Annotated in this window: 23 protein-coding genes; 7 read left to right on the top strand and 16 right to left on the bottom strand. The window is 64.1% G+C overall.

The window, feature by feature from the left end:
• Nucleotides 1-21 precede the first annotated feature (21 nt).
• The 4 genes from panE to JQ558_RS20920 all read right to left on the bottom strand — a co-directional run bounded on the left by panE (nt 22) and on the right by JQ558_RS20920 (nt 3,235).
• Complete coding sequence (gene panE, locus JQ558_RS20905; RefSeq protein WP_212294784.1) at nt 22-942, bottom strand: 2-dehydropantoate 2-reductase; 921 nt, start codon at nt 940-942, stop codon at nt 22-24.
• 101 nt (nt 943-1,043) lie between these two features.
• Complete coding sequence (locus JQ558_RS20910) at nt 1,044-1,781, bottom strand: SDR family oxidoreductase (RefSeq protein ID WP_212210276.1); 738 nt, start codon at nt 1,779-1,781, stop codon at nt 1,044-1,046.
• Nucleotides 1,782-1,915: 134 nt separating this feature from the next.
• Nucleotides 1,916-2,521 (bottom strand): 2-hydroxychromene-2-carboxylate isomerase, encoded by a 606-nt coding sequence (locus JQ558_RS20915; RefSeq protein ID WP_212210277.1) that lies wholly within the window; start codon nt 2,519-2,521, stop codon nt 1,916-1,918.
• A 123-nt stretch (nt 2,522-2,644) separates the two neighbouring features.
• Nucleotides 2,645-3,235, bottom strand: a complete 591-nt coding sequence (locus JQ558_RS20920; RefSeq protein WP_212210278.1) for a DUF2239 family protein — start codon at nt 3,233-3,235, stop codon at nt 2,645-2,647.
• Between the two features lie 180 nt (nt 3,236-3,415).
• On the opposite strand from JQ558_RS20920, the gene JQ558_RS20925 reads away from it, so the two are divergent.
• Nucleotides 3,416-4,081: a glutathione S-transferase family protein gene (locus JQ558_RS20925; RefSeq protein WP_212294785.1), complete on the top strand. Its 666-nt coding sequence runs from the start codon at nt 3,416-3,418 to the stop codon at nt 4,079-4,081.
• 93 nt (nt 4,082-4,174) lie between these two features.
• Here JQ558_RS20925 and JQ558_RS20930 read toward each other — a convergent pair whose 3' ends face one another.
• The 3 genes from JQ558_RS20930 to ggt all read right to left on the bottom strand — a co-directional run bounded on the left by JQ558_RS20930 (nt 4,175) and on the right by ggt (nt 8,446).
• Nucleotides 4,175-5,545, bottom strand: coding sequence for a serine hydrolase (locus JQ558_RS20930; protein ID WP_312015009.1), 1,371 nt, complete (start codon nt 5,543-5,545; stop codon nt 4,175-4,177).
• A 31-nt stretch (nt 5,546-5,576) separates the two neighbouring features.
• Nucleotides 5,577-6,467, bottom strand: coding sequence for an NAD(P)-dependent oxidoreductase (locus JQ558_RS20935; RefSeq protein ID WP_212273490.1), 891 nt, complete (start codon nt 6,465-6,467; stop codon nt 5,577-5,579).
• 230 nt (nt 6,468-6,697) lie between these two features.
• A complete protein-coding gene (ggt, locus tag JQ558_RS20940; protein ID WP_212294787.1) occupies nt 6,698-8,446 on the bottom strand; it encodes a gamma-glutamyltransferase in 1,749 nt (582 codons plus the stop codon).
• Nucleotides 8,447-8,575: 129 nt separating this feature from the next.
• On the opposite strand from ggt, the gene JQ558_RS20945 reads away from it, so the two are divergent.
• On the top strand, nt 8,576-9,964 hold the full coding sequence (locus tag JQ558_RS20945) for an MFS transporter (RefSeq protein WP_212294789.1): 1,389 nt from the start codon (nt 8,576-8,578) through the stop codon (nt 9,962-9,964).
• An 87-nt stretch (nt 9,965-10,051) separates the two neighbouring features.
• Here the strand turns inward: JQ558_RS20945 and purH are convergent, their stop codons facing one another.
• The 4 genes from purH to JQ558_RS20965 form a co-directional block, all read right to left on the bottom strand.
• A complete protein-coding gene (gene purH, locus JQ558_RS20950) occupies nt 10,052-11,644 on the bottom strand; it encodes a bifunctional phosphoribosylaminoimidazolecarboxamide formyltransferase/IMP cyclohydrolase (RefSeq protein ID WP_212294791.1) in 1,593 nt (530 codons plus the stop codon).
• Nucleotides 11,637-11,786: a hypothetical protein gene (locus JQ558_RS20955; protein WP_212294794.1), complete on the bottom strand. Its 150-nt coding sequence runs from the start codon at nt 11,784-11,786 to the stop codon at nt 11,637-11,639. Before JQ558_RS20955 ends, purH begins: the two co-directional genes overlap by 8 nt.
• 67 nt (nt 11,787-11,853) lie before the next feature.
• The gene (locus JQ558_RS20960; RefSeq protein WP_312015010.1) at nt 11,854-13,608 is read right to left on the bottom strand and encodes a heparinase II/III family protein; all 1,755 of its coding nucleotides are present in this window, start codon (nt 13,606-13,608) and stop codon (nt 11,854-11,856) included.
• Between the two features lie 117 nt (nt 13,609-13,725).
• Nucleotides 13,726-15,072, bottom strand: a complete 1,347-nt coding sequence (locus JQ558_RS20965; RefSeq protein WP_212294798.1) for an RsmB/NOP family class I SAM-dependent RNA methyltransferase — start codon at nt 15,070-15,072, stop codon at nt 13,726-13,728.
• A 204-nt stretch (nt 15,073-15,276) separates the two neighbouring features.
• Between JQ558_RS20965 and JQ558_RS20970 the strand changes: the two genes are divergently transcribed.
• Both JQ558_RS20970 and JQ558_RS20975 read left to right on the top strand, forming a co-directional pair.
• On the top strand, nt 15,277-15,501 hold the full coding sequence (locus JQ558_RS20970; protein ID WP_212273496.1) for a DUF1674 domain-containing protein: 225 nt from the start codon (nt 15,277-15,279) through the stop codon (nt 15,499-15,501).
• Between the two features lie 51 nt (nt 15,502-15,552).
• The gene (locus JQ558_RS20975; protein ID WP_212294800.1) at nt 15,553-16,140 is read left to right on the top strand and encodes a thermonuclease family protein; all 588 of its coding nucleotides are present in this window, start codon (nt 15,553-15,555) and stop codon (nt 16,138-16,140) included.
• A gap of 160 nt (nt 16,141-16,300) precedes the next feature.
• On the opposite strand, the gene JQ558_RS20980 is transcribed toward JQ558_RS20975, so the two are convergent.
• Entirely contained in the window at nt 16,301-16,813 is a 513-nt protein-coding gene (locus JQ558_RS20980; protein WP_212210290.1) for a L,D-transpeptidase, read from the bottom strand.
• Between the two features lie 423 nt (nt 16,814-17,236).
• On the opposite strand from JQ558_RS20980, the gene JQ558_RS20985 reads away from it, so the two are divergent.
• Both JQ558_RS20985 and JQ558_RS20990 read left to right on the top strand, forming a co-directional pair.
• Nucleotides 17,237-18,070 carry a DUF6600 domain-containing protein gene (locus tag JQ558_RS20985; protein ID WP_212294802.1) on the top strand — a complete coding sequence of 278 codons (834 nt, stop codon included), beginning with the start codon at nt 17,237-17,239 and terminating at the stop codon, nt 18,068-18,070.
• Between the two features lie 13 nt (nt 18,071-18,083).
• On the top strand, nt 18,084-19,616 hold the full coding sequence (locus JQ558_RS20990) for a DUF6600 domain-containing protein (protein ID WP_212294804.1): 1,533 nt from the start codon (nt 18,084-18,086) through the stop codon (nt 19,614-19,616).
• Between the two features lie 242 nt (nt 19,617-19,858).
• Here JQ558_RS20990 and acs read toward each other — a convergent pair whose 3' ends face one another.
• Nucleotides 19,859-21,811, bottom strand: a complete 1,953-nt coding sequence (acs, locus tag JQ558_RS20995) for an acetate--CoA ligase (RefSeq protein ID WP_212294806.1) — start codon at nt 21,809-21,811, stop codon at nt 19,859-19,861.
• Between the two features lie 371 nt (nt 21,812-22,182).
• Here acs and JQ558_RS21000 point away from each other — a divergent pair, with 371 nt between their 5' ends.
• Nucleotides 22,183-23,364, top strand: a complete 1,182-nt coding sequence (locus tag JQ558_RS21000; RefSeq protein ID WP_212294808.1) for a DNA topoisomerase IB — start codon at nt 22,183-22,185, stop codon at nt 23,362-23,364.
• 142 nt (nt 23,365-23,506) lie between these two features.
• On the opposite strand, the gene JQ558_RS21005 is transcribed toward JQ558_RS21000, so the two are convergent.
• The 3 genes from JQ558_RS21005 to JQ558_RS21015 form a co-directional block, all read right to left on the bottom strand.
• The gene (locus JQ558_RS21005; protein WP_212273505.1) at nt 23,507-24,844 is read right to left on the bottom strand and encodes a GGDEF domain-containing protein; all 1,338 of its coding nucleotides are present in this window, start codon (nt 24,842-24,844) and stop codon (nt 23,507-23,509) included.
• Nucleotides 24,845-25,095: 251 nt separating this feature from the next.
• Nucleotides 25,096-25,509 (bottom strand): EVE domain-containing protein, encoded by a 414-nt coding sequence (locus JQ558_RS21010; RefSeq protein ID WP_212273506.1) that lies wholly within the window; start codon nt 25,507-25,509, stop codon nt 25,096-25,098.
• Nucleotides 25,510-26,490 carry an NAD(P)H-dependent glycerol-3-phosphate dehydrogenase gene (locus JQ558_RS21015; RefSeq protein WP_212294810.1) on the bottom strand — a complete coding sequence of 327 codons (981 nt, stop codon included), beginning with the start codon at nt 26,488-26,490 and terminating at the stop codon, nt 25,510-25,512.
• Nucleotides 26,491-26,492: the final 2 nt, after the last annotated feature.

Consider the following 26,492-nt stretch of genomic DNA (forward strand, 5'->3'; position numbering starts at 1 on the left):
AATAGATCCCGCGGCGTGTCGCTACCCCCGCTGCTTTTCATACGCCTTGAGATGGGTGTAGGCGATGCGCAGCTTCGGCACCGGAATTTTCGCGGCGTCGGCGCGGGCGACGAGATCGCCGATGACGTGATCGGCTTCGACCGGAAAGCCTCCCTTGATGTCGCGGAACATCGACGCCGTCATCGGTGAACCTTCGGCGGTCAGCAAACCGCGCGTGCGCTGGAAGAACGGGCCTGTCGGCTCGTGACCTGCGGCCTTTGCGATCGCGCTGGTCTCATCGAGCATGCCGAGCAGGAAATCCCTGCCGCCCGTCACCGCCAGGATGTTCCCCACCGAAGTGCGCATCAGGCAGGTCGATGCCGCCAATGAGGCGAGGAATACCCACTTCTCCCACATGTCCTGCATGATGTGTTCGCTGGCAAGTGCGCCAATATTGCCGCTGGTGAAGATTTCCGAGATCGCACGGACGCGGTCCGACATGGTGCCGTCGCGTTCGCCGAAATTGAGCGACTGCATCGGCGCCAGCTGCACCACCTCGCGCGCCTCATTGAGCGTCGCGGCAATAGCGCAGAGGCCGCCCAGCACGCACTCCGCGCCAAATCTTTCGTCGAGCACGTTCAAGTGCAGCATGCCGTTGAGCAGCGGGATGATCGCCGTATTTGGGCCAACCGCCGGCGCAAAGGATTTTATGGCGTCATCGAGGTCGAACGCCTTGCAGCTCAGCAGCACCACGTCGAATTCTTCCGAGAGCTTGTCGGCCTGCACCGTCGGCGGATTTTTCAGCGTGACGTCGCCGCCAGGGCTCTTGATGACGAGGCCGGCGGAGGCGAGTTCAGAGGCGCGTTTGGGCCGCACCAGAAACGTCACGTCGCGCCCGGCCTGAAGCAGCCTGCCGCCGAAATATCCGCCGATGGCGCCGGCGCCGACCACGAGAATGCGCATTGGTTTAGTCCTGTTGTTGTTGTTCTTGGAGGGCGAATAGTGAGTAGCGAATGGCGAATAGGGAAGGCCCATTCGCTATTCACTACTCGCCATTCGCCACCTTACCACTTCTCCCCGAACGGACGAATCTCCAACTCGAACGTCCAGGCGCTGCGCGGCTGCTGGTAGAGCTGCCAATAGGACGCCGCGACCGAGGCCGGCGGCATCAGCAAGTCAGGATTATCGAGGGCTTCCTTGCCCCAGAGCTGCTCGCGGCGCTCGCGCACCCAGGCAGTGTCGACGCCGGAATCGATGATCAGATGCGCGACATGGATGTTCTTTGGCCCGAGCTCGCGCGCCATCGATTGCGCCACCGCGCGCAGGCCGAATTTGGCGCTGGCAAAGGCGGCAAAACCGCTGCCGCCGCGCAGGCTCGCGGTCGCGCCCGTGAAGAAGATGTTGCCCTGGCCGCGCGGCAGCATCAGCCGCGCCGATTCCCGGCCCGCCAGGAACCCGGCCCAGCAGGCCATCTCCCAGACCTTTCGAAACACGCGGTCGGTGGTCTCAAGGATCGGGAAATTGACGTTGGCGCCGACATTGAAGATGCAGACCTCCAGCGGCGCGTGCGCGTCGGCGTCGTTGAGGAAGGCGGCGACCTCGTCCTCCTTGCGCGCATCGAGCGAGCGCGCCACGATCGACCCGCCGGCCGATTCGATCTCTTTCTTCAGCGGCTCCAGCTTGGCGCCGTCCCGTCGGCCGGCGAAAACGGTGAAACCTTCGGCGGCGAATTTCTTGGCGATCTCGCCTCCGATGTAGTCGCCGGCGCCGATCACTGCGACGGTGGCGTTTCGTTTTTGCATTGGTGAACTCCACATCTGCTTCTGTGGCGCCGTCATTCCGGGGCGATGCGCAGCATCGAACTACGATGTGCAATTGCACATCTGAGAATCTCGAGATCCCGGGTTCGCTGCGCGCCCCGGGATGACGCTACGCGTCATTTCCCCACAACCATCTCCTCGACTTCGCGCAGCTGTTCCTTGCCGAAGAACATCTCCTTGCCGACAAAGAACGTCGGGGAGCCGAACGCGCCGCGCTCGACCGCGGCTTGCGTGTTCTCGATCAGCTTTGCCTTTACATCCGCGTCCTGTGAGCGGGCCAGTAGCTTGCCTGCATCGAGGCCGGAGGAGGCCAGCGCCTTCGCGGCGACTTCCGGGTCGTCCATTTTCTTCGGCTCGACCCACATGTGATGAAACGCAGCTTCGACATATTTCTCGAACACACCTTCCATTTGCGCCGCGACCGCTGCTCGCATCAGGTTCAGCGTGTTGACGGGAAAAAATGGATTCCAGGTGTAGGGCTTGACGCCAAAGCGCTTGACGAAGCGTTCGGTCTCGATCGCGTGGAACTCGCGCTTGTTCTTGACGCCGGCGAGCGTTTCGGCCGGCGACTTGTTGTTGGTGGCCTTGAAGATGCCGCCGAGCAGCACCGGGACATACTCGAATTTCGTGCCGGTCCGCTTTTCGATCGCCGGGATCGCCTCGTGGCTGAGGAAGGCGTTGGGGCTGCCGAAATCGAACAGGAACTGCGGATTGGAGCTCACGGCATCCTCCTGACGGTTTCTTATATGATTACTATCATCCAAATGAGCCTAGCCGGTCGATGCTGCGAGATCAACAGATAGAGCGGGCTGACGCCGTCAGCCCGCTCCATCGTTTTCGCGAAGTCATGTTCCCTGCGCGGCCTGGTCGCTGTAGGCCAGCTTGACGATGTGGTCGCGCACATCCACCGGCCAATCCGCGATCAGTCCGGCGAAGCGGCGCCGGTCATCGGCGAACAGAGCGCGCGAAGCTTCCTCGAAATTGGCGAGATTGCCGGCCATCGCAGACATGAAGTGGTAGGCCGCATCGCGCGCCGCGCGCAGGCGGTCGCGATCACCGTTGATGCGGCGGGCTTCATCCACCAGCTTGCGCAAGGCCACCGACGCGCCGCCGGGCTGGGTGTTCAGCCATTCCCAGTGCCGTGGCAACAGCGTCACCTCGCGTGCCACCACGCCGAGTTTGGGCCGGCCGCGGCCGCGCGGCTCCGCCGGCCCGAGTTCGGGAGCAGCGGCCTCGGGCTCGGTGCGTGGAAGCCTCGCGACGATTTCGTCCTCGCTGCCGCGCAGGTCCAGATCGAGCGGTCGGCCGCTGCTGTCGCTGAAGATGTGGACCGAGCCGGCCATCCGGCCGGCCCGCTTGATGGCGAGCGCCACCTGGGCAAGGGAGCCGGTAATGAAGCGCCGTTCGCCTTCGAAGGCGGTAAAGCTTTGGGTCATTTTGCGTTTCCGAAACAGCCACATGGGATAAATATACCCGGGTATATTTGGTCTGTCAATATTACCCGGGTATTTTGTTCCTCAGCCCTATAATATGCCGTCCTATTGTCTAGGGCTGGTAAGTCGCAAAATCGGCCAAGGCCTGATACGGGAACATCCGCAATTCCCGGAGGGACAGCCATGCTGACGGTGCACCATCTCAACAATTCCCGCTCGCAGCGCGTGCTGTGGCTGCTCGAAGAGCTCGCCGTGCCCTACGAGATCGTGCGTTATCAGCGCCAGGCCGACATGCGCGCGCCGAAAGAGCTGCGCGCCATTCACCCGCTCGGCAAGTCGCCCGTGATCACCGACAACGGTAACACCATCGCGGAGTCAGGCGCGATCGCCGAGTACATCATAGGCACCTATGGCAACGGCAAGCTGATCCCCGCAACGAATACGCCGGAGCGGCTGCGCTACACCTATTGGCTGCACTATGCGGAGGGCTCCGCGATGTCGCCGCTGCTGCTCAAACTGTTGTTCACGCTGATGCCGAAGCGTGCGCCGGCGTTGCTGCGGCCGCTGGTGCGCAAGGTCTGCAACACGGCGCTGACCACACTGGTCAATCCGCAGCTCAAGCAGCACATGGATTACTGGGAGAGCGAACTGGCGAAAAGCGAATGGTTCGCCGGCAACGAATTCTCCGGCGCCGATATCCAGATGAGCTTTCCGCTCGAAGCCGCCGCGGCGCGCGGCGGGCTGGAGCAGGGACATCCGAAGGCAATGGCGTTCATCGAACGCATCCACGCCCGTCCGGCCTATGCCCGCGCGCTGGAAAAGGGCGGGCCGTATGTGGTGGGGAGGTAGCTCCCCCGTCATTGCGAGGAGCAAAGCGACGAAGCAATCCATCGGTCCGCTATGCCGCACTATGGATTGCTTCGCTTCGCTCGCAATGACGCCTCACGGCCCTACCGCCGCGATCACTTCCTTCACCAACCTGGCGAGCCCTTTGATGTCGCCTTCCGGATCGACGCTGTCGCCGAGACGCACGACGACGAGACGCTGTGACGGCATGATCACGATGCGCTGGCCGAGATCGCCGGCTGCAAAGAACGCGTCGCGGGAGATACCGAGCCGCACGCGCTCCTTGGCGCGTTCATGCTCGCTGCGGTTGGTCAAAAAGCCGGCGCCATAGTCGGTGTCGAGCGTGGCGGCGGCGGAGAAATCCACCCAGTCCTCGTGCAGCAGGCGTTTGCCGCCGACAATGCCGTCATTGACAAACAGCAGTCCGAACCGCGCCCAGTCCCGTGCGCTCGCCAGCATGTTGGTCGATCCCTGCAGCGTGCCCGTCGCGTCGAATTCCAGCGTGACGTTGCGCATGCCGAGAGGATTGAACAGTTCGCGCCACGCAAACGCCAGGCTCTGCTCCGGTCCGCCGACGGCATCGCGAATGATCCGCGCCAACAATTGCGTGGTCGGGCTGGAATAGGCCCACCGCGTGCCCGGCGGCGCGACAAGCGTAGCGTTGACCGCGAAGCCGGCCATGTCGTCGGTCAGATAGACCATCTGGCCGAAGCTGCTGGCCTCATCGAGTGCCAGCCCGGTGGTCATGCGCAGCAAATGCTCGACCTCGATCTCGCGCCTGAGATCGCCGCGCCATTCCGGTATCGGCGCGGGCATCGATGGCGTGACAAGGCCTTGCTGGGTCAGCACGCCGATCAAGGCATTGGTCACCGACTTGGTCATGGAAAAGCCGGGCAGCGGCGTGTTGACGCCGATGCCGCTGGCGTAGCGCTCGGCGATCACCCTGCCGTCATGCACCACGACGACAGCCTTGGTGCGCCGGAACGGCGGCTCGGCTGGCTCCTCGAAGGCGTGATCGAGCGCGGCGTTCAATGCCGGATTGGACGGCGCCACGACATCGGGGCCGGCAATCTCGCCCAGCAGCGGCGGCGATTTCGGTACCTTCAATGCGTCAATGTCGCTCCTGAGGATGTACGGCTCCTTCGTTCCGTGCCGCAGCACACAGCCGAGGCCTTCATGGTAGACAGCGCGGCTGCCGAACATCCATGCCGCCGACGCATCGACACTCATCGCCGTGTGATCAACGTGGAATCGCAGCGCCGTGCGCAGGCGGCGCAGTCCGGGACGCTCGATGGTTTCCGAAAACACGGTTTGCGGATCGAGGCCGGAGACGAAGGTCTTGGCGCAGACGTTGTGCGCGACCAAGCCGGTGGCGATGCGGATCGTGCGATCGGGGCGGTAGATGATGCAGGCCGTCGCCGACACGGTCAGCAGCAACGCGACAGCGGTCCAACTTCGCCAGCCCACACGTCTCTCCGCTATCAGTCCGTTTCCAGCGCTACGGCTTCGCGGCGGCGACCGAGGGCAGCGCCTGCACGGTGACGCCGGGCGGCGGGACGTCATCATCAGGGACGAAGAAGTCCGGCATCAGGGCTACAGATTTGTCGACGCGGTAAGGTTCGAAATCGCGCACGCCACTGGCATAGAGCACCTTGTCGTCGATGCAGAACTGCCCGGTGAATTCGCGGGACGGCTTGGTGAAGATGACGTAAGCAGCGTCGCCCATGATTTCAGGCGTGCGGCTGGCGCGCATCATGGCGTCGCCGCCGAGGAGATTGCCGACCGCGGCGGTCGCGATCGTGGTGCGCGGCCACAGCGCGTTGACGGCGACGCCTGCCGATCTCAGTTCACCTGACAGCCCGAGCACGCACATGCTCATGCCGAACTTGGCCATCGTATAGGCGGTGGAATGCTCGAACCATTTCGTCTTCATGTCGAGCGGCGGCGACAGCATCAGGATGTGCGGGTTTTCGGCCTTCTTCAGATGCGGGATGCAATATTTCGACACCAGGAAGGTGCCTCGCGTATTGATGCCCATCATCAAGTCGAACCGTTTCATGTCGGTCATCTGCGAATTGGTCAGGCTGATGGCGCTGGCATTGTTGACGCAGATGTCGATGCCGCCGAACTCGGCCACGGTTTTCTCGATCGCCGCGATCACCTGCGCTTCGTCGCGAATATCGCACAGCACCGGCAGCGCCTTGCCGCCGGCGGCGCGCACCTCGTCGGCGGCGGTGTAGATGGTGCCCTTGAGTTTTGGGTGCGGCTCGGCGGTCTTGGCCGCGATCGCGACATTGGCGCCGTCACGCGCGGCGCGCAGCGCTATCGCCAGCCCAATGCCGCGGCTGCCACCGGATACGAACAGCGTCTTGCCTTTGAGGGATGTCATGGGAGGACTCCATTATCGACGCATGGTTAGGGACGCGCAAATGGTCGGGCTCCCTCCCCCCTTGCGGGGGAGGGTCGGGGAGAGGGGTGGCGTCATCGGGACCGCTCGTGTGAACCCCTCTCCCTAACCCTCCCCCGCAAGGGGGGAGGGAACGCACCTTTGCTTGCGGCGACACTTCAGAAAAACAATCCTACGCCGATGATGCGATCAGGCAAATCGGCGGCTTTACGTCACTGCCCCGCCGCCTCTGCACCACGCGTACGCGGATCGGGAGCGCCGAGCAGGCCGGTGGGCGTAACGGCGATCGAATTGGCCGAGGTCTGGCCGAGCGGCACGATCACCTGATGCCCTTTGGCCTTCAGCGCATCGAGCGTCTCCTGCGGAAAGCCGCGTTCTGCGCGCACTTCGTCGGGCATCCACTGATGATGCACGCGTGGCGCGGCGACGGCAGCCGCAACATCCAGCTTGTAGTCCAGCGCGTTCACGACGACCTGCAGCACCGCCGAAATGATCCGGCTGCCGCCGGGCGTTCCCGTCACCAGCACCGGCTTGCCGTCCTTCAGCACGATGGTCGGCGACATCGACGAGAGCGGCCGCTTGCCGGGGCCGGGCAGATTGGCCTCAAAACCCACCAGCCCGAAGGCGTTGGAGGCGCCGGGCGCGGCGGTGAAATCGTCGAGTTCGTTGTTGAGCAGCACGCCGGTGCCGTCGGCGACCAGGCCGACGCCATAGGGGAAGTTCAGGGTGTAGGTGTTGCTGACGGCGTTGCCACTGGAGTCGACAACCGAATAATGCGTGGTGTTGCTGCCCTCGCGTTGCGGGGTAATCTTCAAGACATCGGCCGACGGCGTCGCGCGTTCCGGATCGATGCTGGCGCGTTGCCTCGCCGCATAATCCTTGGCAAGCAGGACCTGCATCGGTGCGTTGACGAAATCGGGATCGCCGAGATAGCGGGCGCGGTCGGCATAGGCGCGCTTCATCGCCTCGATCATGACATGCAGCGAGGGCGCCGAGCCCTGCTTCATGTCGGACATCGGAAAGCCTTCGAGGATGTTCAGCGTTTCCAGCAACACCGTGCCGCCCGACGACGGCAGCGGCATCGAGACGATGTCGTAGCCGCGGTAATTGCCGCGCACCGGCGCGCGGAGCAGCGCCTGATATGATCTCAGATCGTCCGGCGTCATGATGCCGCCGGCACTGCTCACCGCCTTCGCCAGTTTTTCGGCAACCGGTCCTTCATAGAAGCCGCGCGGGCCCTGTTCGGCGATCGCGGTCAGCGTGGCCGCCAGATCAGGCTGGATCAGCCGGTCGCCGTCGCGCAGCTGCTCACCATCGGCACGCGAGAAAGGTTTTGCGGAATTCGGCCAGCGCGCCATCCGGCGATACATGTCGGAGAGGGTATCGGCCATGTCGTCGGCGACGATAAAACCGTCGCGGGCCAGTTCGATCGATGGCTGGATGGTCTGTGCGAGGGTGAATTTGCCGGAGCCGTATTTTTCCAGCGCCAGCGCCAGGCCCGCCACGGTGCCGGGCACGCCGATGCCGAGCGCCGAATTGCGCGATTTGTCGGTGTCGGGTTTGCCGTCGGCGCCGAGATACATGTCGCGCGTGGCGGCTGCTGGCGCGGTCTCGCGATAATCGATCGCGACGGCTTCGTTGCGCTCGGCGGAATGAATCACCATGAAGCCGCCGCCGCCGATATTGCCGGCGCGCGGGTAGGTCACCGCCAGCGCAAAGCCGGTCGCGACCGCGGCGTCGACCGCATTGCCGCCCTGCCGCAAAATGTCGGCGCCGATGCGGGCCGCGAGTTTTTCCTGCGCCACCACCATGCCCTGCTGGGCGGATACGGCGCGAACCGTAGCAAGGTCCGGCGGTGTATAGAGGCGGCGTTGCTCCTGCGCATACGCCGCTGTGCTGCATGCAACAACGAGCGTGATGGTCGCCAGCGCGCTACGCCACTTATTCGTGCAGAAAATCATCCAAAATCCGCCGCAGTTGGAGCCGGTGTAATGCTTGGCAATCGCACACGCATGATAATCGCATGCTATATGGGTTCGAATTCGACGGGCAAAACGCCTTGTCGTGATCGATGAAGGAAATTCCTGGGCATGACGGTGATTTCTCCGCAGGCATCTGGCGCTGATATTCCAGGAAAATATCCGCCCCGCGCCGCCGTCGTCAGCTGGATCTTCTTCGATTGGGCAGCCCAGCCCTATTTCACGCTGATCACCACCTTCGTGTTCGCGCCGTATTTCGCGGGCTTCGTCGCGCCGGATCCGGCGACCGGGCAGGCGCTGTGGGGGTTTGCCACCGCGGCCGCGGGGCTGTTGATTGCGCTGATGTCGCCGATCCTGGGCGCGATTGCCGACGCCAGCGGCCGCCGCAAGCCGTGGATCGCGGGATTCGGCTTGCTGCTGGTGATCGGATCGAGCCTGATGTGGTTCGGAAAGCCCGGCGATCCCAGCATTATCCCGACACTGCTGCTGTGTTATGCGATCGCAAGTGTCGGCGTCGAATTCGCCACCGTGTTTAACAATGCGATGATGCCCACGCTGGTGCCGCCGGACAAGATCGGACGGCTGTCCGGCACCGGCTGGGCCACCGGCTATGTCGGCGGCATCCTCAGCCTGATCCTGGTGCTCGGTTTTCTCGCTGCCAACCCGCAGACCGGACGCACGCTGTTCGGCTTCATGCCGCTGTTCGGCCTCGACCCGGTGACGCATGCGGGTGACCGCATCACCGGGCCGCTGACGGCGCTATGGTTCATGCTGTTCACGCTGCCGATGTTTTTGCTGACGCCGGATTATCCGGCAAAGCTTCCGGTGCGCGCGGCGTTGCGCGAAGGTTTGAGTGAGCTGAAGCAGACGCTGCGCGAACTGCCGAGGCAGAAATCGCTGGCGACGTTCCTGCTCGCCAACATGATCTATACCGACGGGCTGGTGTCGCTGTTTGCCTTCGGTGGCATCTATGCGGCGGGCACGTTCGGCTGGCACACCATCCAGATCGGCACCTTCGGCATTGTCGCGGCGATCGCGGGCGTGTTCGGGGCCTGGCTCGGCGGCAAGCTCGACGACCGCGTGGGGCCGAAGCGCGTGATCGCGATCAGCCTCCTGGTGCTGCTGCTGGCGCTCGCCGCCATCCTGCTGGTCGACAAGGATTCGATCCTGTTCGTGAAGGTCGACCCGCCCGTCCCCGGCGGACCATTATTCGCCGGGGCTGCCGAGCGCGCCTATCTCATCCTCGGATGTCTGATCGGCGGTGCTGGCGGTCCGCTGCAGGCGGCGTCGCGCACGCTGCTCATTCGCCTCGCGCCGCAAGATCGCATCGCGCAGTGTTTCGGGCTGTTCGCGTTGACCGGAAAGGTCACCTCGTTCGTCGGACCGCTGCTGATCGGCGTGGTCACGGCGGTGACCGCGAGTCAGAAAGCGGGGATGGCGCTGCTGGTGGTGTTTTTTGTCGTCGGGCTGGCGCTGTTGTGGCGGGTGAGGGAGAGGTGAGGTTGCCGCGCTCTCTCAACACGTCGTCCCGGCCTTGAGCTCAGATGCGCAATCGCGCATCTGAGCTCAAGGCCGGGGCGACAGTAATCAATGCCGGAAATGCCGCACGCCGGTGAACACCATGGCGATGCCGTGGTCGTCGGCGGCCTTGATCACCTCGTCGTCGCGCATCGAGCCGCCGGGCTGGATCACAGCGGTGGCGCCGGCTTCGATGCAGGCCAGCATGCCGTCGGCAAACGGGAAGAACGCGTCCGACGCGACCACCGAACCCTTGGTCAACGGTTCGGCGAGCTTGAGTTCAGCCGCCGCGTCCAGCGCCTTGCGGGCGGCGATGCGCGCGGAATCGACCCGGCTCATCTGGCCGGCGCCGATGCCGACGGTGGCAAGATCCTTGGCGTAAATAATCGTGTTGGATTTGACGTGCTTGGCGACACGGAAGGCGAATTTGAGATCGCGCAGTTCGGCGTCCGTGGGCGCGCGCCTTGTCGCGACCTTCAGCGCCATGTCTTCGATCACGGCGTTGTCGCGGCTTTGAACCAACAGACCGCCGGACACGGTCTTGGCGGTGAGGCCCGGCTTGCGCGGATCGGGCAGGCCGCCGACCAGCAGCAGCCGCAGATTCTTCTTTGCGGCGACGACGGCGATGGCTTCCTCTGTCGCGTCCGGCGCGATGATGACCTCGGTAAAGATTTCGGTGATCGCGCGCGCAGCGTCGGCATCGAGCGTGCGGTTGACCGCGACGATGCCGCCGAACGCCGACGTCGAATCGCAGGCCAGCGCCCTCTTGTAAGCGCCGAGCAGATCGCTGCCCTCGGCAACGCCGCAGGGGTTGGCATGCTTGACGATGACGCAGGCGGCGGTGCGGGCCGGGTCGAACTCGGCCACGCATTCATAGGCCGCGTCGGTGTCGTTGATGTTGTTGTACGACAGCTCCTTGCCCTGAAGCTGGCGCAAGGTCGAAACGCCCGGCCGCTTGTCGGGCGTGGCATAGAACGCCGCGGTCTGGTGCGGGTTCTCGCCGTAGCGCAAGGACTGGATCAGCTTGCCGCCTAAGGCGCGGAAGTCCGGCGCGTCGTCTTTCAACTGAAGCGCAAACCAGTTCGAGATCGCGGCGTCATAGGCGGCGGTGCGGGCGTAGGCTTTTGCCGCGAGGCGGCGGCGCAGTGTCAGCGAGGTCGCGCCGTTGTTGGCGGCGAGCTCGTCGAGCACGGATTGATAGTCGCGGGCTTCGACGACGACGGCGACGTCGTCATGGTTCTTCGCCGCGGCGCGGATCATCGCCGGGCCGCCGATGTCGATGTTCTCGATGCAGTCTTCGTATTCGGCGCCTTTGTCGACGGTCGCCTCGAACGGATAGAGGTTGACCACCAGCAGATCGATCGGCGCGATGCCGTGCGCCTGCATCGCATCCGTGTGTTCCTTGTTGTCGCGGATCGCGAGCAGGCCGCCATGCACCTTCGGATGCAGCGTCTTGACCCGGCCGTCCATCATTTCGGGGAAACCGGTGAGGTCGGACACATCGCTGACCTTCAGCCCCGCGGCCGCGATCGCTTTTGCCGTGCCGCCGGTGGAGACCAGATCGACGCCGTAGCCTGCAAGCGCGCGGGCGAATTCGATCAGGCCCGTTTTGTCGGACACGGACAATAGGGCGCGGGTCACTCGGCGCGGATGGTCAGTCATGGCAGGTTTCCTGGCAGGTTCGCCAGCCCGGTAGCATGGTTTTGCCGGTCATGAAACCGCGGACGATGCCGGAATTCGGGAAAATACCGGGGATATTGGCATGCCAGTTTTCGTCATTGCGAGGAGCAAAGCGACGAAGCAATTCATCTATCCGTTATGCCGCGCTATGGATTGCTTCGCTGCGCTCGCAATGACGGCTCGCGAATCCCCTACAACGGCAATTCCGGCTCGCGGCGGGCGTTGCGCCTTGCGTTGGTCGCCGCGGCTGAGGTCGAGGAACGGACAAAATTCCAGCGGATCGAGGTTGCCTGCCGTGAATCCTGCCGGATCACGATCTGGGCGGTGCGGCGGGGGCCGTCATTGCCGGCCAGGAACACGCTGTCCTCGAGGTCGACCTTGTCGTCGAGCGCCTCGAAGGTCCAGACGTCGCGGTTGGGCAGTACCAGCATGACACCGCGGGCGTCGGAAAGCCGGCTCGCCTTCACGGACGGGTGCAGATGAAACCGCAAGGCAAAATCGCTGCCGTTGCCCTTGAAGCGCGAGCCCGGTGCCGGCGACAGCGTGTCCTCGCCGTCGAGCCGCGCGCCATCAGGCGCCATCATCAGCACGCGGCGGTGCACGACGCCGAATCGCGGCAGATAGCCGTCATGCGATGCGGTCAAGAGATCGCCGTTCTCCACGGCCTCGCGATAGCTCTCCACATTGGCCGGGCCGCTGGTGACAGGCGCACCCTGCAGCAGCCGCTTCATCGCCGATATCTCGACGAACTGGCAGGACGACGTCTCGTGATAGGTCAGGGTCGAATGCGCCGCGGTGCTGCGCGCAAAGGCGCGCCAATTGTCGCGGCCGGTCGACGGCATTCCGCAATTGACGACGATCCGGCTCGGCCCGGAGGACAATTCGAACGCCAGGCAGCCGGCATGCGCGTCCTGGCTGATATTCGGCGGCGGCGGCGGACCGGTGTCCATGATGACGGTGGTGGCGCCGGCGTCGAGGCGCTGAAAGCCGGTATGCGGCATGTGCGCCATCGGCACGCCGTGGGTGTCGTCATAGGCCAGCAGCGTCGCCACCAGATCGTTCGGCGCGTTGCTCATGCCGTTGAACAGCGCAAAGGCGCCGTCGCCATGACGAAAGAAGCGCAGCATCGGCATCATGCGGTCGATCGCGTTCAATAGCGCCGGCGGCGGCGCGATATTCCTTGCAGCAAAAGTCTGGCGCAGCGGCAGCATGTCGCTGAGCAATTCAACCAGCGCGCCGGGATTGCGCGAGATGTGCCCGCCGTCGGGCAGGATCTGCCGCTGCAATTCGTCGGACAGCCGCCGTGACGCCGAGCGGATATGTTTGGCCTGGTTGGCGAGGCACAGCGAGGCGTAGCAAAGCGCGATCAGCACCTGGACCCGCGGCACGCCGTCGGCGATGTCGAGCATGGTGTAGCGCAGATAGCGGATCTCGCGGGTCAGCCCGCGCAGATATTTGCGATAGAATTTGCCGTCGGTATCGCCGAGCACCAGCGGGGCCTGCGACAACAGCGAGATGACGCGGCGCGCCAGCACATCGGCGCGGCGCTCGAGCGGCCGCTTGCGGCCGGGATTCGAAATCCAGTCGTCGACCAGCGAACGGGCGTTGGCGCGGGTCAGCGCGGTGTCGGCCGCGCGCAGATGGCGCAGCCAGCCGAAGCCGAGCAGCGCCACTTCCCAATCTTCCGACGGCGGCTCGAGATCGAAGATCGAGCGGCCGTGGCAGGTCACGATCTTGCCGGCGAACACGAAACGGCCGGCGTAGATTTCGGCGGCGCGGGTGGCATCGGCGGTGCGCAGATCATGCGGGGCGATGATCAGCCGGTCGGCGCGGCCCGGCCAGAGCCGCGACAGCCCGACGGTACTGCCGCTGGCGCGCGCGATCACGCCCCGCGTAAAGCGGCTCGCGACCAGCGTCGTAATGCGTCTGCGTTGAGCGACCGACACGCCTGACCTTGATGGGAGGAGATCTTGTGGCGAATCCTTTGTAATCCGGAAACGCGCCCAAAACACCATCTTGAAAGTGCGCGAATCACCCGATGGTCGCGAAAAACAGGTGCAAAATCAGGATTTAACCAGCCGCGCGGCGTAAAATCCATCCAGCCCGCCAAGCCGCGGGTCGTCGTGGGGCAGATGGCAGGGCAGGGTACGCAAATCGCCATCGGCCGTGACGATCTCGGCAAGGCCTGCGACCTCGCCGGCGTCGACCGGCGCCCGGCGCACGCCTGATTCGGTCGCGAGCAGCGCTGCCACCGCCTGCTCGCCTTCCTCCGGTTCCAGCGAACAGGTGCAATAGACCAGCGTGCCGCCCGGCTTGACCAGCGCGACCGCCTTTTTCAGCAGCCGGAGCTGCAGCGCGCTGAGCGCCGCGATGTCGGTTTCCTGCCGCAGCCAGGCCACGTCGGGATGGCGCCGGATGGTGCCGGTCGAGGTGCAGGGTGCATCCACCAGCACGCCGTCGAACGTGGCGTCGCCGCCGGGCCATTCGGCGCCATCGGCAACGACGTCATTGGCCTGCAGCGACAGCCGCGAAAGATTGTCGCGCAGCCGTGTCATCCGAGGCGCCGAACGATCGACCGCGGTGACGCGTGCGCCGGCTTGCGCGAGTTGGGCGGTCTTGCCGCCGGGCGCGGCGCAGAGATCGACGATGCTCTTGCCGTTGATGTCGCCGAACAGCCGCGCCGGCAGTGCGGCGGCGGCGTCCTGTACCCACCATTGCCCCTCGGTGAAGCCGGGCAGCATCGTCACGGAACCCTGCAACAGGGTGCGCACCGTTCCGGTCGGCAGCGTTTCGCCGTGCAGGCGGGTCGCCCATTGCGGCGCGTCCGACTTCACGGTGATGTCGAGCGACGGTTCATGGCCGATCGCAATGGCCATCTCGCGCGCGGTGGTCTCGCCATAGGCCGCGATCCAGCGCGCCAGCAGCCACGGCGGAATGTCCAGCGTCTGCGCCTTGACCTCGTCGATCAGCGGCTGGCCTTCGCGCGCACAACGCCGCAGCACGGCATTGACGAGCCCGGCATATTTCGCGGCGCGCCGGTCGGATTGCACCAGCCGCACCGACAGGTCGACGGCGGCATGATCGGGCACGTCCATCCAGAGAATCTGCGCGGCACCGATCAACAGCGCGCTTTGCGCGCGCGGCGCGTCGGTCGGAACGCCGCGATTGAGCAGGCGCGACAACAAATGACCGAGCGTGCCGAGCCGCCGCAGGATCGTTGCGACCAGCCGCCGCATCAGCGCGCGGTCGCGATCGGCGAGCGATTTCAATCCGGGATGGGCGCCGGCGCCGTCGAGTTGCTCGTCGAGGGTGCGGTGCTTGTGCAGCACGCCGTCGAGAATGTCGGCCGCGATGCGCCGCGCTGCGAGACCGGGAACTTCGGCAGGAACTGCGAATCTTGAAGGGGGCATGAAGAAGGAATATCTCGGAAGGTGCTGAACAGGGTTTCGGCGCATGCCATCGAAGTGAAGAACTTGGAAATGAAAAACTCATTTGGCATGCGAATATGCCAAATGTAAGAATCGCGCCGACGATTTCATGATTGTGATGCCGGCGATGCGTTCGTCCTTGTGCTACGAGATCGGCCGCAGGAAAGTTTTGCCGGAAATTTTGCGATGACCGACGACCCCCGATCACCGTCTGCAGCTCTTCCCGGCGCCGCCCCCGGCAAGTTGCTGACGCCGGCCGCCCAGCGTGCGCTCGCCGAGGCCGAAGCGCGCCGGAAAGCCGCTGAGGCCAACGCCGCTCAACCGGCACAAAAGGAATTGCAGGGTCCGAAGGGGCCCGAACCCACCCGTTACGGCGACTGGGAGCGCAAAGGCATCGCCTCGGACTTTTGAGGCGAATTGGCCCTTGCGGGATTAGCCGACTCGGCCCACCATATTGGGAATATGTCCCCATATAAAAGAATAAATACTTATCGGCCTCCGTATCGAAGTGGCTGGCGGCGCCGGTTCTCGGCGGCTTTGCCCTGGGTATTCGTGTTCGCCATCGCCGCGGCGTCGATGCTGCCGCTGCGGCATTGGATGCATTGGCCGTTTCCGCCTGCGGCCGACAGTCAGGCCGCGCGCGATGCCGAGACGATCTGGAAGAGCGCCGGCCGTCCCGATCTGCGTCACGCCGTCGACGTGATCCGGACCGTCGATGGCGACACGTTCGAGGCGCGGGTGCATTTGCCTGATGGCCTTTCACTGAACACACGGGTCCGCCTGCGCGGCATCGACACGCCGGAGTTAAAGGCGTCCTGTCCGCAGGAATTGCAGATGGCGGAAGCCGCGAGCGACGCGCTACGCGGCCTGCTCCGCGAAGGCGCGGTCACGATCTCAAATATCGGGCCGGACAAGTATGGCGGCCGGGTGGTGGCCGATGTGGCGACGAGGAAGACCACCAGCGTCTCGGCTGCGTTGCTGGCCGGTGGTCATGGGCGCAGGTACAGCGGCGGTCATCGCAACGGCTGGTGCGCGAACGCGGGCAAGTAAGAGAACAAGTAAAAGAAAAAGCCGCGCTGTTGCGCGGCTCTTTGTAGTTCGTCATTCCGGGGCGATACGCAGTATCGAACTATGATGCGCAATTGCGCATCTGAGAATCTCGAGATTCCGGGTTGACGCTACGCGTGCCCCGGAATGACAAGGGTCGCGATCAGCGCGTCACCGTCACCTGCGTGCCGACCGAAACGCGCTGGTACAAATCGGTGATATCGGCGTTGAGCATGCGGATGCAGCCATAGGAGACAAAGCCGCCGACCGAGCCCGGTGCGTTGGTGCCGTGGATGGCGTATTCGCCGCCGGCGAGCGTCATTGCCGCGACGCCCATCGGGTTGCTCGGCGAGCCGCCGGGAATGACGTTGGGCATGTTCGGCTTGTCGCGCCTCACTTCGGCGGGCGGCGACCAGGCCGGGTTCTGATACTTGCCGTCGATGCGGGTGGTGCCTTCCCACTGCTTGCCGGCGCGGCCGACGCCGACCGGATAGCGCACCGCGCGGCCCTGATCGAGAATGAGATAAAGGCGGCGCTCGCTGGTCTTCACGACGATCGTACCCGGCGTGTAATCGCCGCGGACACCGACGATCTCCGGCCGCGCTTGTGCCGCCGACGACATCAAAACGCCCATCCCGATGGTGGCGGCCAGCGCCACCGCAATCCTCATCGACATCAATTTCTCCCGCCCACTCGCCCCGTCAGGGGATCCTCAAATGCCAACGCAAACCTATCAGAAATAGGGGTTTGCCGTCTCACCCACGCATTTTTAACCGCGTGTCTTAACCGGATGGTTTCCAAGCCGGCGGTGAGACCCGTTTCGATGGCGAAACAAAAGGAAATGTTCGAATTAAAGTAAATGACTTGAAAACAACACTCGTCCGGAAACGTCCCGGGCAGCGGTCACCGCCCTGACGATTGCGTGAGCCGGCCAGGTCCGGGCGGGGTACCACGAATTGCCCAAACGCTCCGCCGCCGGTGTCGCCAGGTACCGGCCCCCCGAACATGACGAAAAATTAAGCCGGGCAAACCCGAACGCGGCGTCGCGACGATGCGGCTACTGGCTGCGGCCCATTTCCGGGGCGCAGGAGTTCGGCTCATGCGAGCACTGGTTGAGATAATTTTGCTGCGCCGGGGCGTCCGCGCCGGCGGCGGTCGCCTCACGGCACTGCTGGCCGCAATGCTGCTGGGGCTATCAGCGCTTTCGGCGGGCGCCGTGGCGCAACCCTCCTACGACGTCAGGGAGGAGGTTCGCGACGAACCGGTGCAGGGCGAAGCCCGCGCGGTGCTGTTGCAGTATGGGCGTTTCGTGCAGCACGCCCGCTTCGGCGAGGTGTGGGTGCCGACGGTCACGCCGCAAGGCTGGCATCCCTATCCGCCGTGCCAATGGGTCAAGACCAAACAATTTGGCTGGTACTACGACGACAAGACGCCGTGGGGCCAGATCGTGCACCACTATGGCCGCTGGTTCTGGGATCAGCAGATCGGCTGGGCCTGGGATCCCGGTTCGCAGTTCAGCCCCGGATGGGTGGTGTGGCGATCCAGCCCCGAATGGACGGGCTGGGCGCCGATGCCGCCGGACCAGGCCTTCCCCAGCATGTCGTCCGATCAGTTCAACAACAGCGATCAATGGATATTCGTCGAGACCGCGAAGTTCAACGCTGGTTGCGACGCGGCGCAGACGGCGCCAGTCGAACGCATTCCGGTGCTGCTGCGCCAGACCAAATGGATCACGGCGTACGAATTCGTCGACGGCATCGTCGTCATCGTGCTGCCGCCTTATCTGATCGGGCCGTTCGTCCATGTGCAGATCGGATTCAGTCCGTGGCCGGCATGGTTCATGGTCCAGATGATGAAGAACTCCAATTTCGTGTGGCAGAAGACGTTGAACCCCAACGTCGCGCAAGTCTGCACACCGTCGAACGCGAAGTGAGGGAGCAATCATCATGACCCTCGCTCGAAAAATCTCGATCAATGCCAGGACGATGCTCACGGCGATGTTCGCCGCGGCGCTTGCCGTCCTCGTATTGTCAGCTTCGACGCCATCCGCTTTCGCGCAAGCGCCTGCGCAGGAGTCCACCCAACACTCTGCCAGCGCCGCGCCGCAACAAGACGCTGCGAAGCTAAGGGACGAATTCCGCGGCGTGCTCACGCAGTACGGCCGGTTCGTCCAGCACGCCAAATATGGAGAGGTGTGGATCCCCACGGTGACGCCGCAGGGATGGCGTCCCTATCCGCCCTGCAACTGGGTCAATACCCGCAAATACGGCTGGTACTACGACGACAAGACGCCGTGGGGCGCGATCGTCCATCACTACGGACGTTGGGTGTCGGATGCGCAGATGGGATGGATATGGACACCAGGTGCGGAGTTCAGCCCGGGTTGGGTTGTCTGGCGCACGTCGCCGGAATGGGTCGGCTGGGCGCCGATGCTGCCCGATCAAGACGTAAAGACGGTTTCCACCGCCGACTTCAACAGTGCCGCCTACTGGATCTTTGTCGAGACGCAGAAGTTCGCGCAAGGCTGCAATGGCGCGGCACCGCCGCAGCAGATCCCGGTGCTGCTGACGCAGACGACCTATGTGACCGACATCAAGCTCGTGTATGGAATCACTGTCATCGTGTTGCCGGGATATGTGGTCGGCCCGTGGATCGACATCGACATCTTCTTCTCGCCGTGGCCGGCCTGGTTCCTGGCGCAGAATTTGATCGACTGGAATTTCATCTGGAACAACCTCGCCGTCATGAGTGCGATGGCTCCGGAATGCCCGCCGGTGAGCCCAAAGCAGGGCGGCGGTTACAAGCCGTTGCCGGTCCACAATCCTGTGTCGCCGCTGCCGCCGCGTCTTGATCAGCCGATCGGCAATGGCCCGCCGGTCGTCGTCGTGGTCCCGCCGGTGTGCCCGCGCGGCACGGTTCTGGATCATGGCATATGCCGGTTGCCGGATTTCTGCCGCCCGGGAATGGTGCGGGTGGGCCATCTGTGCGTATTCCCGACGAGGCCCGATCCGTTGCCGAAGCCGCCGGTGACCGAAAATCCCTGCGCCGGACTCAGCGGCATCGCGCTGCGGCGCTGCCTCCACGCGCACCGGCCACATGGCGGCGACGGCAAACCGCCGGTGACGGGTCCGGTTACGGGTACCGGCGACGGCCGGCCGGTGGGCAATCCACCGTCGTCAAACGGCGGCCATACCGGACACAACCCGATTGGCGGCGCCTCCGGGACAGGCAAACCCGGTGTGCGGATTCCGAACGTGATTCGCCCCAACGGCTCGGGTGACAATGTGCGGATCAGGGAGCCGGTGCAGTTGCCGAACCGCCTGCCGCCATCGACTTCAGCGCCGATGCGGCCGAATCCCAGTCCGGTGGTCGTGGCACCGAGCGGCGGCCTCAACAAGACGACCGTCGGCTCTGCGCCGCCGATCGCGCCCCGGCCGGTGCCCGTGACCGCGCCGGAGAGGAAGACTCTCACGCGTTGAGGATGAAACAAAAAAGGGCTCCAGTTATCCCGGAGCCCTTTCATTGACTGCCGTACTATGGCCTCCCCACAGACGTCATCCCCGCGCAACGGCTTGCCGTTGTCGCTGGAGGTGCGAGCCCTCTTAGGCGAGCCTCGAAGGATGGGCCACGGGCCGTCTATCCTTCGAGGCGCGCAAGAGCGCGCACCTACGGGTGAACGCAATTGCGTTCATCCCGGGGATGACGGCAACCCTATTGCGCGCTACGCCCCCGCGCCCTTCTTGTTTTGCCGGTTGTGCACGAGATCGTCGACCACGGCGGGATCGGCCAGCGTCGAGGTATCGCCGAGGCTTGACGGTTCGTCCTCGGCGATCTTGCGCAGGATGCGGCGCATGATCTTGCCGGAGCGGGTCTTCGGCAAGCCGGGGGCGAACTGGATCAAATCCGGCGAGGCGATCGGGCCGATGTCCTTGCGCACCCACGCCACCAATTCCTTGCGCAGCGCTTCGGTCGGCTCCTTGCCGGTCATCAGCGTCACGTAGGCGTAGATGCCCTGGCCCTTGATGTCGTGGGGATAGCCGACCACGGCGGCTTCCGAGACCGCCTCATGCGCGACCAGCGAGCTTTCGACCTCGGCGGTACCCATGCGATGGCCGGATACGTTGATGACGTCGTCGACGCGGCCGGTGATCCAGTAATAGCCGTCGGCGTCACGGCGGCAGCCGTCGCCGGTGAAGTACTTGTTCTTGTAGGTCGAGAAATAAGTCTGCTCGAAACGCGCGTGATCGCCATAGACCGTGCGCATCTGGCCCGGCCAGGATTTGGCGAGGCAGAGATTGCCCGAGGTTTCGCCGTCCAGCACCTTGCCGTCGGCATCGACGATCTCGGGCACCACGCCGAAGAACGGCCGCGTCGCCGAACCCGGCTTGAGTTTTGTCGCGCCCGGCAGCGGCGTGATCAAAATGCCGCCGGTCTCGGTCTGCCACCAGGTATCGACGATCGGGCAACGCTCGTCGCCGACCACGCGGTGATACCATTCCCAGGCTTCCGGATTGATCGGCTCGCCGACCGAGCCAAGCAGCCGCAGGCTCTTGCGCGAGGTCTTCTTCACCGGCTCGTCGCCGCCCTGCATCAGCGCGCGGATCGCGGTCGGGGCGGTGTAGAAGATGTTGACCTTGTGCTTGTCGATGACGTTCCAGAACCGCGAATTATCCGGATAGTTCGGCACGCCTTCGAACATCAGCGTGGTCGCGCCGTTCGCCAGCGGTCCATAGAGAATGTAGCTGTGGCCGGTGACCCAGCCGACGTCGGCGGTGCACCAGTAGATGTCGCCGTCGTGATAGTCGAACACGTATTGATGCGTCATCGACGCGAAGACGAGATAGCCGCCTGACGTGTGCAGCACGCCCTTGGGCTGGCCGGTGGAGCCTGACGTATAGAGGATGAACAGCGGATCTTCCGCGTGCATCGGCTCGCACGGGCATTCCGTCGTCACCATCTTGGCGGCTTCTTGATACCAGAAGTCGCGGGTCGGGTTCATGTCCACAGTGCCGCCGGTGCGCTTGACCACGACGACCCAGTCGACGCCGCCGCTCTTGGCAATCGCGGCATCGACATTGGCCTTCAGCGGCACCTTCTTGCCGCCGCGCAGGCCTTCGTCGGCGGTGATGACGATCTTGGACTGGCAATCGGTGATGCGCTGGGCGAGGCTGTCGGGGGAGAAACCGCCGAACACCACCGAATGAATGGCGCCGATCCGCGCGCAGGCCAGCATCGCATACGCCGCTTCCGGGATCATCGGCAGGTAGATGGTGACGCGGTCGCCCTTCTTGACGTTCCTGGTGCGCAGGATGTTGGCCATCTTGCAGACTTCGTCGTGCAGCTGGCGGTAGGTGATATGTTTGGACTCATTGGGATCGTCGCCCTCCCAGATGATCGCGGTCTGGTCGCCGCGCTTGTCGAGGTGGCGGTCGATGCAGTTCCAGGCGACGTTCAGGACGCCGTCCTCGAACCATTTGATCGAAATATTGCCGGGGGCGAAGGAGGCGTTCTCGACCTTGTGGAACGGCTTGATCCAGCCGATCCGCTTACCCTGTTCGGCCCAGAAGGCGTTGGGGTCGGCGACCGAATTCGCATACATCTCGCGATACTTGGCGTCGTCGATGAAAGCGCGCTTCGACCAGTCTGCCGACACGTCGTAAATCTTCTCGGACATTTTCCCCTCCGCTGATTGCGAGCTCTACCCGTAAGCGGTCGCAAGCCGTCTTGATTATTACGATGATTAGGCGTCGCAGGGGGCCCGGACAAGGCGGAAACATCTGCGACCTTGGTCGGTTTCCCGCGCTCCCGCAGTGCCCCGGCCGGCCCGGTCCGGCCATCACTTTCGCGTTTTGGTGCGACCCAAAATCAACGTTATCGCGCGAATGGCTCCCATACCGGTATCTAATAACCGTTCATCGCGGAATCGGGACTCGCAAAGGGGTTCGTTACCCCCTAAATGGCCTTTCCGGGGTGCAGGGCCCCGCCGGAACCAAGCCGTAGCAAGCGGCATTACCGGACGAACAGCGGAGCAGGACAACGACGGTCATGATGGATCAGGTGAATTTCGAGGCTACGCGGCCCAATTCCGCTGATCCTGCCGTCGCACTGGCAGAAGCGCTTGGCCAATTGCCGAAAGCGCCGCTGAAGGCCCCCGCGAAAATCCCTTCTCCGAAAGAAAAGCTCGCCAAGCATGAGCCGAAGATTTCGGTCGAGTCGCTGGCGCAGGAACTGGGTCTCAAGCTCGGCGACCAGAACGAGCTGACGATCCGCCGCATTAAGCGTGGCAAGACCTATTCATTTGTTCGCGCCAACGGCACGGCGATCCGCCACGCCGGCACCATCCGGCGCCTGAACTCGATGGCGGTGCCGCCGGCCTATCAGCAGGTGCGCTATTCGCCCGATCCGACCTCGCATCTGCAGGCGGTCGGCGTCGATGCCGCCGGCCGGCTGCAATACCGCTACCACGCCGATTGGGAAAAGGTCCGCGAGCACCGCAAGGCGCATCGCCTGGCGCGCCTGGTTGCGGCCTTGCCGAAGATCCGCCGCAACGTCTCGATGCATCTGTCCGGCGACGAGCCGACGCGCGAGTTCGCGCTATCGGCCGTGATCGAACTGATCGCCCGCACCGCGATCCGGCCCGGCAACGAATCCTACGCGCGCCTGAACGGCACCCGCGGCGCCACCACGCTTTTGAAGTCCAACGTCACGCTGGAAGACGACAGCTTCGTCCTGACCTTCAAGGCCAAGGGCGGCAAAGCCGTGCGCAAGGAATGCGATGCGGCCAAGCTCGTGCGCGCGATCGGCATCCTGCGCAGCGTGCCGGGCAAGCGCATGTTCCAGTACCGCGACAATTCCGGCACCGTGCGTACTGTCTCGACCACGACGGTGAACGGGTTCCTGCGCGAGATCGCCGGCATCAAGATTTCGCTGAAGGATTTCCGCACCCTGATGGCGTCAGCCGTGGTTTTGGAGTCATTGTCGCGGATCTCGCCGGCGGCGAGCGCCCGCGGCCGCAAGAAGCAGGTGCTGAAAGCGGTTCGGGCTGCCGCCGATGAACTGTCGAACACGCCGGCGATCTGCCGCAAGAGCTACGTCCACGATACCATCGTCACCGCCTTCGAGGACGGCATCCTCGAGCGCTTCGCCGCGACCATGAAGGGCTACCGTTCGCAGTCGAAACGCGAGGCGCTGCTGGCGCAAGTGGTGACCGCTGCCGCGGCGGCGTAGGCAACGCCGTCATGCGCGGGCTTGACCCGCGCATCCATCTTCAAAAAAGCTTTTCGAAGTTTGATGGATTACCGGGTCATAGGCGAGCGGAAGCGACGCCGTCCTACGGACGGCTATGCCCGGCAATGACAGATTGCGAGCGCTACTGCCCGCCTACCTTTGAGGACATCTTCCGTTCATCCACGCCGACCGGCTGCACATCACGCGCGTCCTCGCCGGCAACATGCGCATTCGACAGGAACACAATATTCCTGCCGCCGCGCTTGGCGTCGTACAGGGCGTCGTCAGCCCATTTGGCGACCATCTCCGGTGCGGCGCCTTCGTGCGCGAACGCAACGCCGAGACTGATCGTCACCACGCAGGTCGAATCGTTGGCGGGATGGATGCCGGGATTGACGATGCCGAGCCCCTCCACTGCGCTGCGGATGCGTTGCGCGATCGTCCAGGCCAGATCGGGCGTGGCATGCGCGAGAACGACGAGGAATTCCTCGCCGCCATAGCGGAACACCGCATCCAGGCCGAGCCGGACCGAGTCCTCGATCGTATCAGCTACCCGCCTGATGCAGGCGTCGCCGGCGGCGTGGCCGGCGGTATCGTTCAGGTGCTTGAACAAGTCGATATCGGCCATGATGAACGCGATACTGGCTTTCGGAACCGTCGGGTCGCGCCAGAGCCGGTCGATCAGATCGGTCGCCGAACGGCGATTGCCGAGCCCGGTAAGCGGGTCGCGCGTCGCCAGTATTTCCAGTTGATGGTTGGCGCGCCTCAGGGCGTCGCTGCGATACTGGTTGCGCAAGGACAGCAGGAAGGCTTTTTGACCGAGGAGCGACTGGGTTTTCCGCGCGATCGTCGCCGCATACATGCCCATCGCATAGAAGATCGACGTTCCGACCGCTTCCTTGGATTCGATCGCGGGATTGAAGATTTCAAAGCCGAAGAAGATCCCGATGGAGCAGATCATCAAAGACAGCGTCCAGAGATAGTCGATGCTGAACACCACGATCGCGATCGTGTTGACGTACATGATGCAGGTGAGGAAGCGCTCGTAGTTGCCACCGGCCGCGACCGCGAGGAAGCCGTAAGCAATCATGACTGATGTCATCAACAGCAGCAGCGACAGGCCTTCGACCGCGGCGCTGCGCGGTTTTCGCCAGATCAGATAAGCACAGCCGTGCATCGCCGGAACCAGCAGGCCGCTGATGATGGTGGTGTGCATGAGGAAGTCGGGCGCCAGCAGGTAGCTGATCGGAACGAACGCGACGCTGATCAGCCCGACCCAGACCATCCACGCGCGCGCGATCTTGCTGCGTTGCGGCCAGTCCTTCCTGCGATAGGCGCGAACCATCTCGGGAGAGAACCGGATGTCGCGCGTGCGCTGGGACAGCAGGCGCTCGGTCTCGGCTTCGAGCGCCGGCGTCACGAGCACGTCCGCCGCATCGTCGAGCGGCGTCGCGTTCAGGCTGCTGGAACCCGATCTCAAGGCGTATCTCTCCCGCTGGCGTGCTTGCCGCACGCGGCAGGAGTTAGCGCCCGAAATGCTAAATTTCTCCTGCAAACGGGATCGGGGAGTATTACGGGATAAGGGGATGGTTAAGGTGCCAGGATAAGGTGCTATATTACCCTGATTAAGAAGCCCCGTTACTTTGCATCGAGTTGTTTCGCGATTTTGTGTCTGACCCCCGCCAGGTTCCACCCAAGCGCGTCGGCACTGCGCGCTGTTTCCGCGAGGCGTTACAATCCGCCCATCTTGCAGACCATGTTCCATTCGTCCGCGGTCACCGGCTGGACCGACAGCCGCGAATATTTCACCAGCGCCATCGCGGCGAGCTTCTTGTCGGCCTTGATCGCGGCCATCGTCACCGGGGTCTTCAGCGGCTTGTCGGCCTTGATGTCGACGCAGACGAACTTGCCGGTCTTGTCGGTCGGATCAGGATAGGCCTCCTTGATGATCTCCGCGATGCCGACGATCTCCTTCCCCTCGTTGGAGTGGTAGAAGAAGGCGCGGTCGCCTTTCTTCATGGCCACGAGATTCTGCCGCGCGGTGAAATTGCGCACGCCGGTCCAGGCTTCGCCCTTGGCGCCTTTCGCAACCTGCATATCCCACGACCACACCGAGGGCTCGGACTTCACCAGCCAGTACGCCATTTATTCCTCCGCCTTGAACGGCCGCGTCAGCAGGCCTTCGATCGCGGCATCGATCGTCACTTTGCCGGCCAGGATCGCTGCCACCGCATTTGATACCGGCATGTCGACATTTTGCGAAGCCGCCAGCTCGATCAGCACGGGCGCGGTGAATGCGCCTTCCGCAAGCTTGTCGCGCGCCGGTTGCTCGCCGCGCCCGAGCGCGATGCCGAGCGCGAAATTGCGCGATTGCAGGCTCGAGCAGCTCAGGATCAGATCGCCCAATCCGGAAAGTCCCGCCAGCGTTTCGGCGCGCGCTCCGCAGGCGCGGCCAAGCCGTGCCAGCTCGCTGAAGCCGCGCGTGGTCAAGGCGGCCAGCGCCGAGGCGCCGAGCTTGCGTCCTTCAACGATGCCGGCCGCGATCGCCAGCACGTTCTTCGCCGCCCCGCCGATCTCGACGCCGCGGATATCCGTGGTGTGATAGGGCCGGAAGGTGGATGAGCCGAGCGCCTGCACCAGCGCGCTTGCCAGTGCTTCGTCCTTTGCCGCCAGCGTCACGGCGGTCGGAAGTCCGCGCGCCACATCGTCGGCGAAGCTCGGTCCCGACAGGATCGCAGGTATCGCGTCGGGGGCGGCTTCCGCGATCACTTCGGTCATGAATTTATGCGTGCCGCGCTCGATGCCCTTGGCGGTGGCGATCACCGGCGTCGCCTTCTTCAGATGCGGCGCCAGCGCCAGCGTCGCTTCACGCAAATTCTGCGCGGGCGTTGCGATCAGGATAATGTGGGCGCCGGCCGCCGCCGCGATGCGGTTGGTGATTTCGATGCGCTGGTCCAGGCGCATGCCCGGCAGCCGCGGATTGGCATGCGCCATCTTCATTTGCGCGGCGTTTTCGGCGTTGCGTGCATAAAGGATGACATCGCGGCCGGCGCGCGCCGCGACGGCCGCAAGCGCCGTGCCCCAGGCGCCCGCGCCGATCACAGCGACGGTGTTGTCCAACGGCATCG

This window comes from Bradyrhizobium sp. AUGA SZCCT0160, from assembly GCF_018130105.1.
In the GTDB taxonomy this organism is placed as follows: domain Bacteria; phylum Pseudomonadota; class Alphaproteobacteria; order Rhizobiales; family Xanthobacteraceae; genus Bradyrhizobium.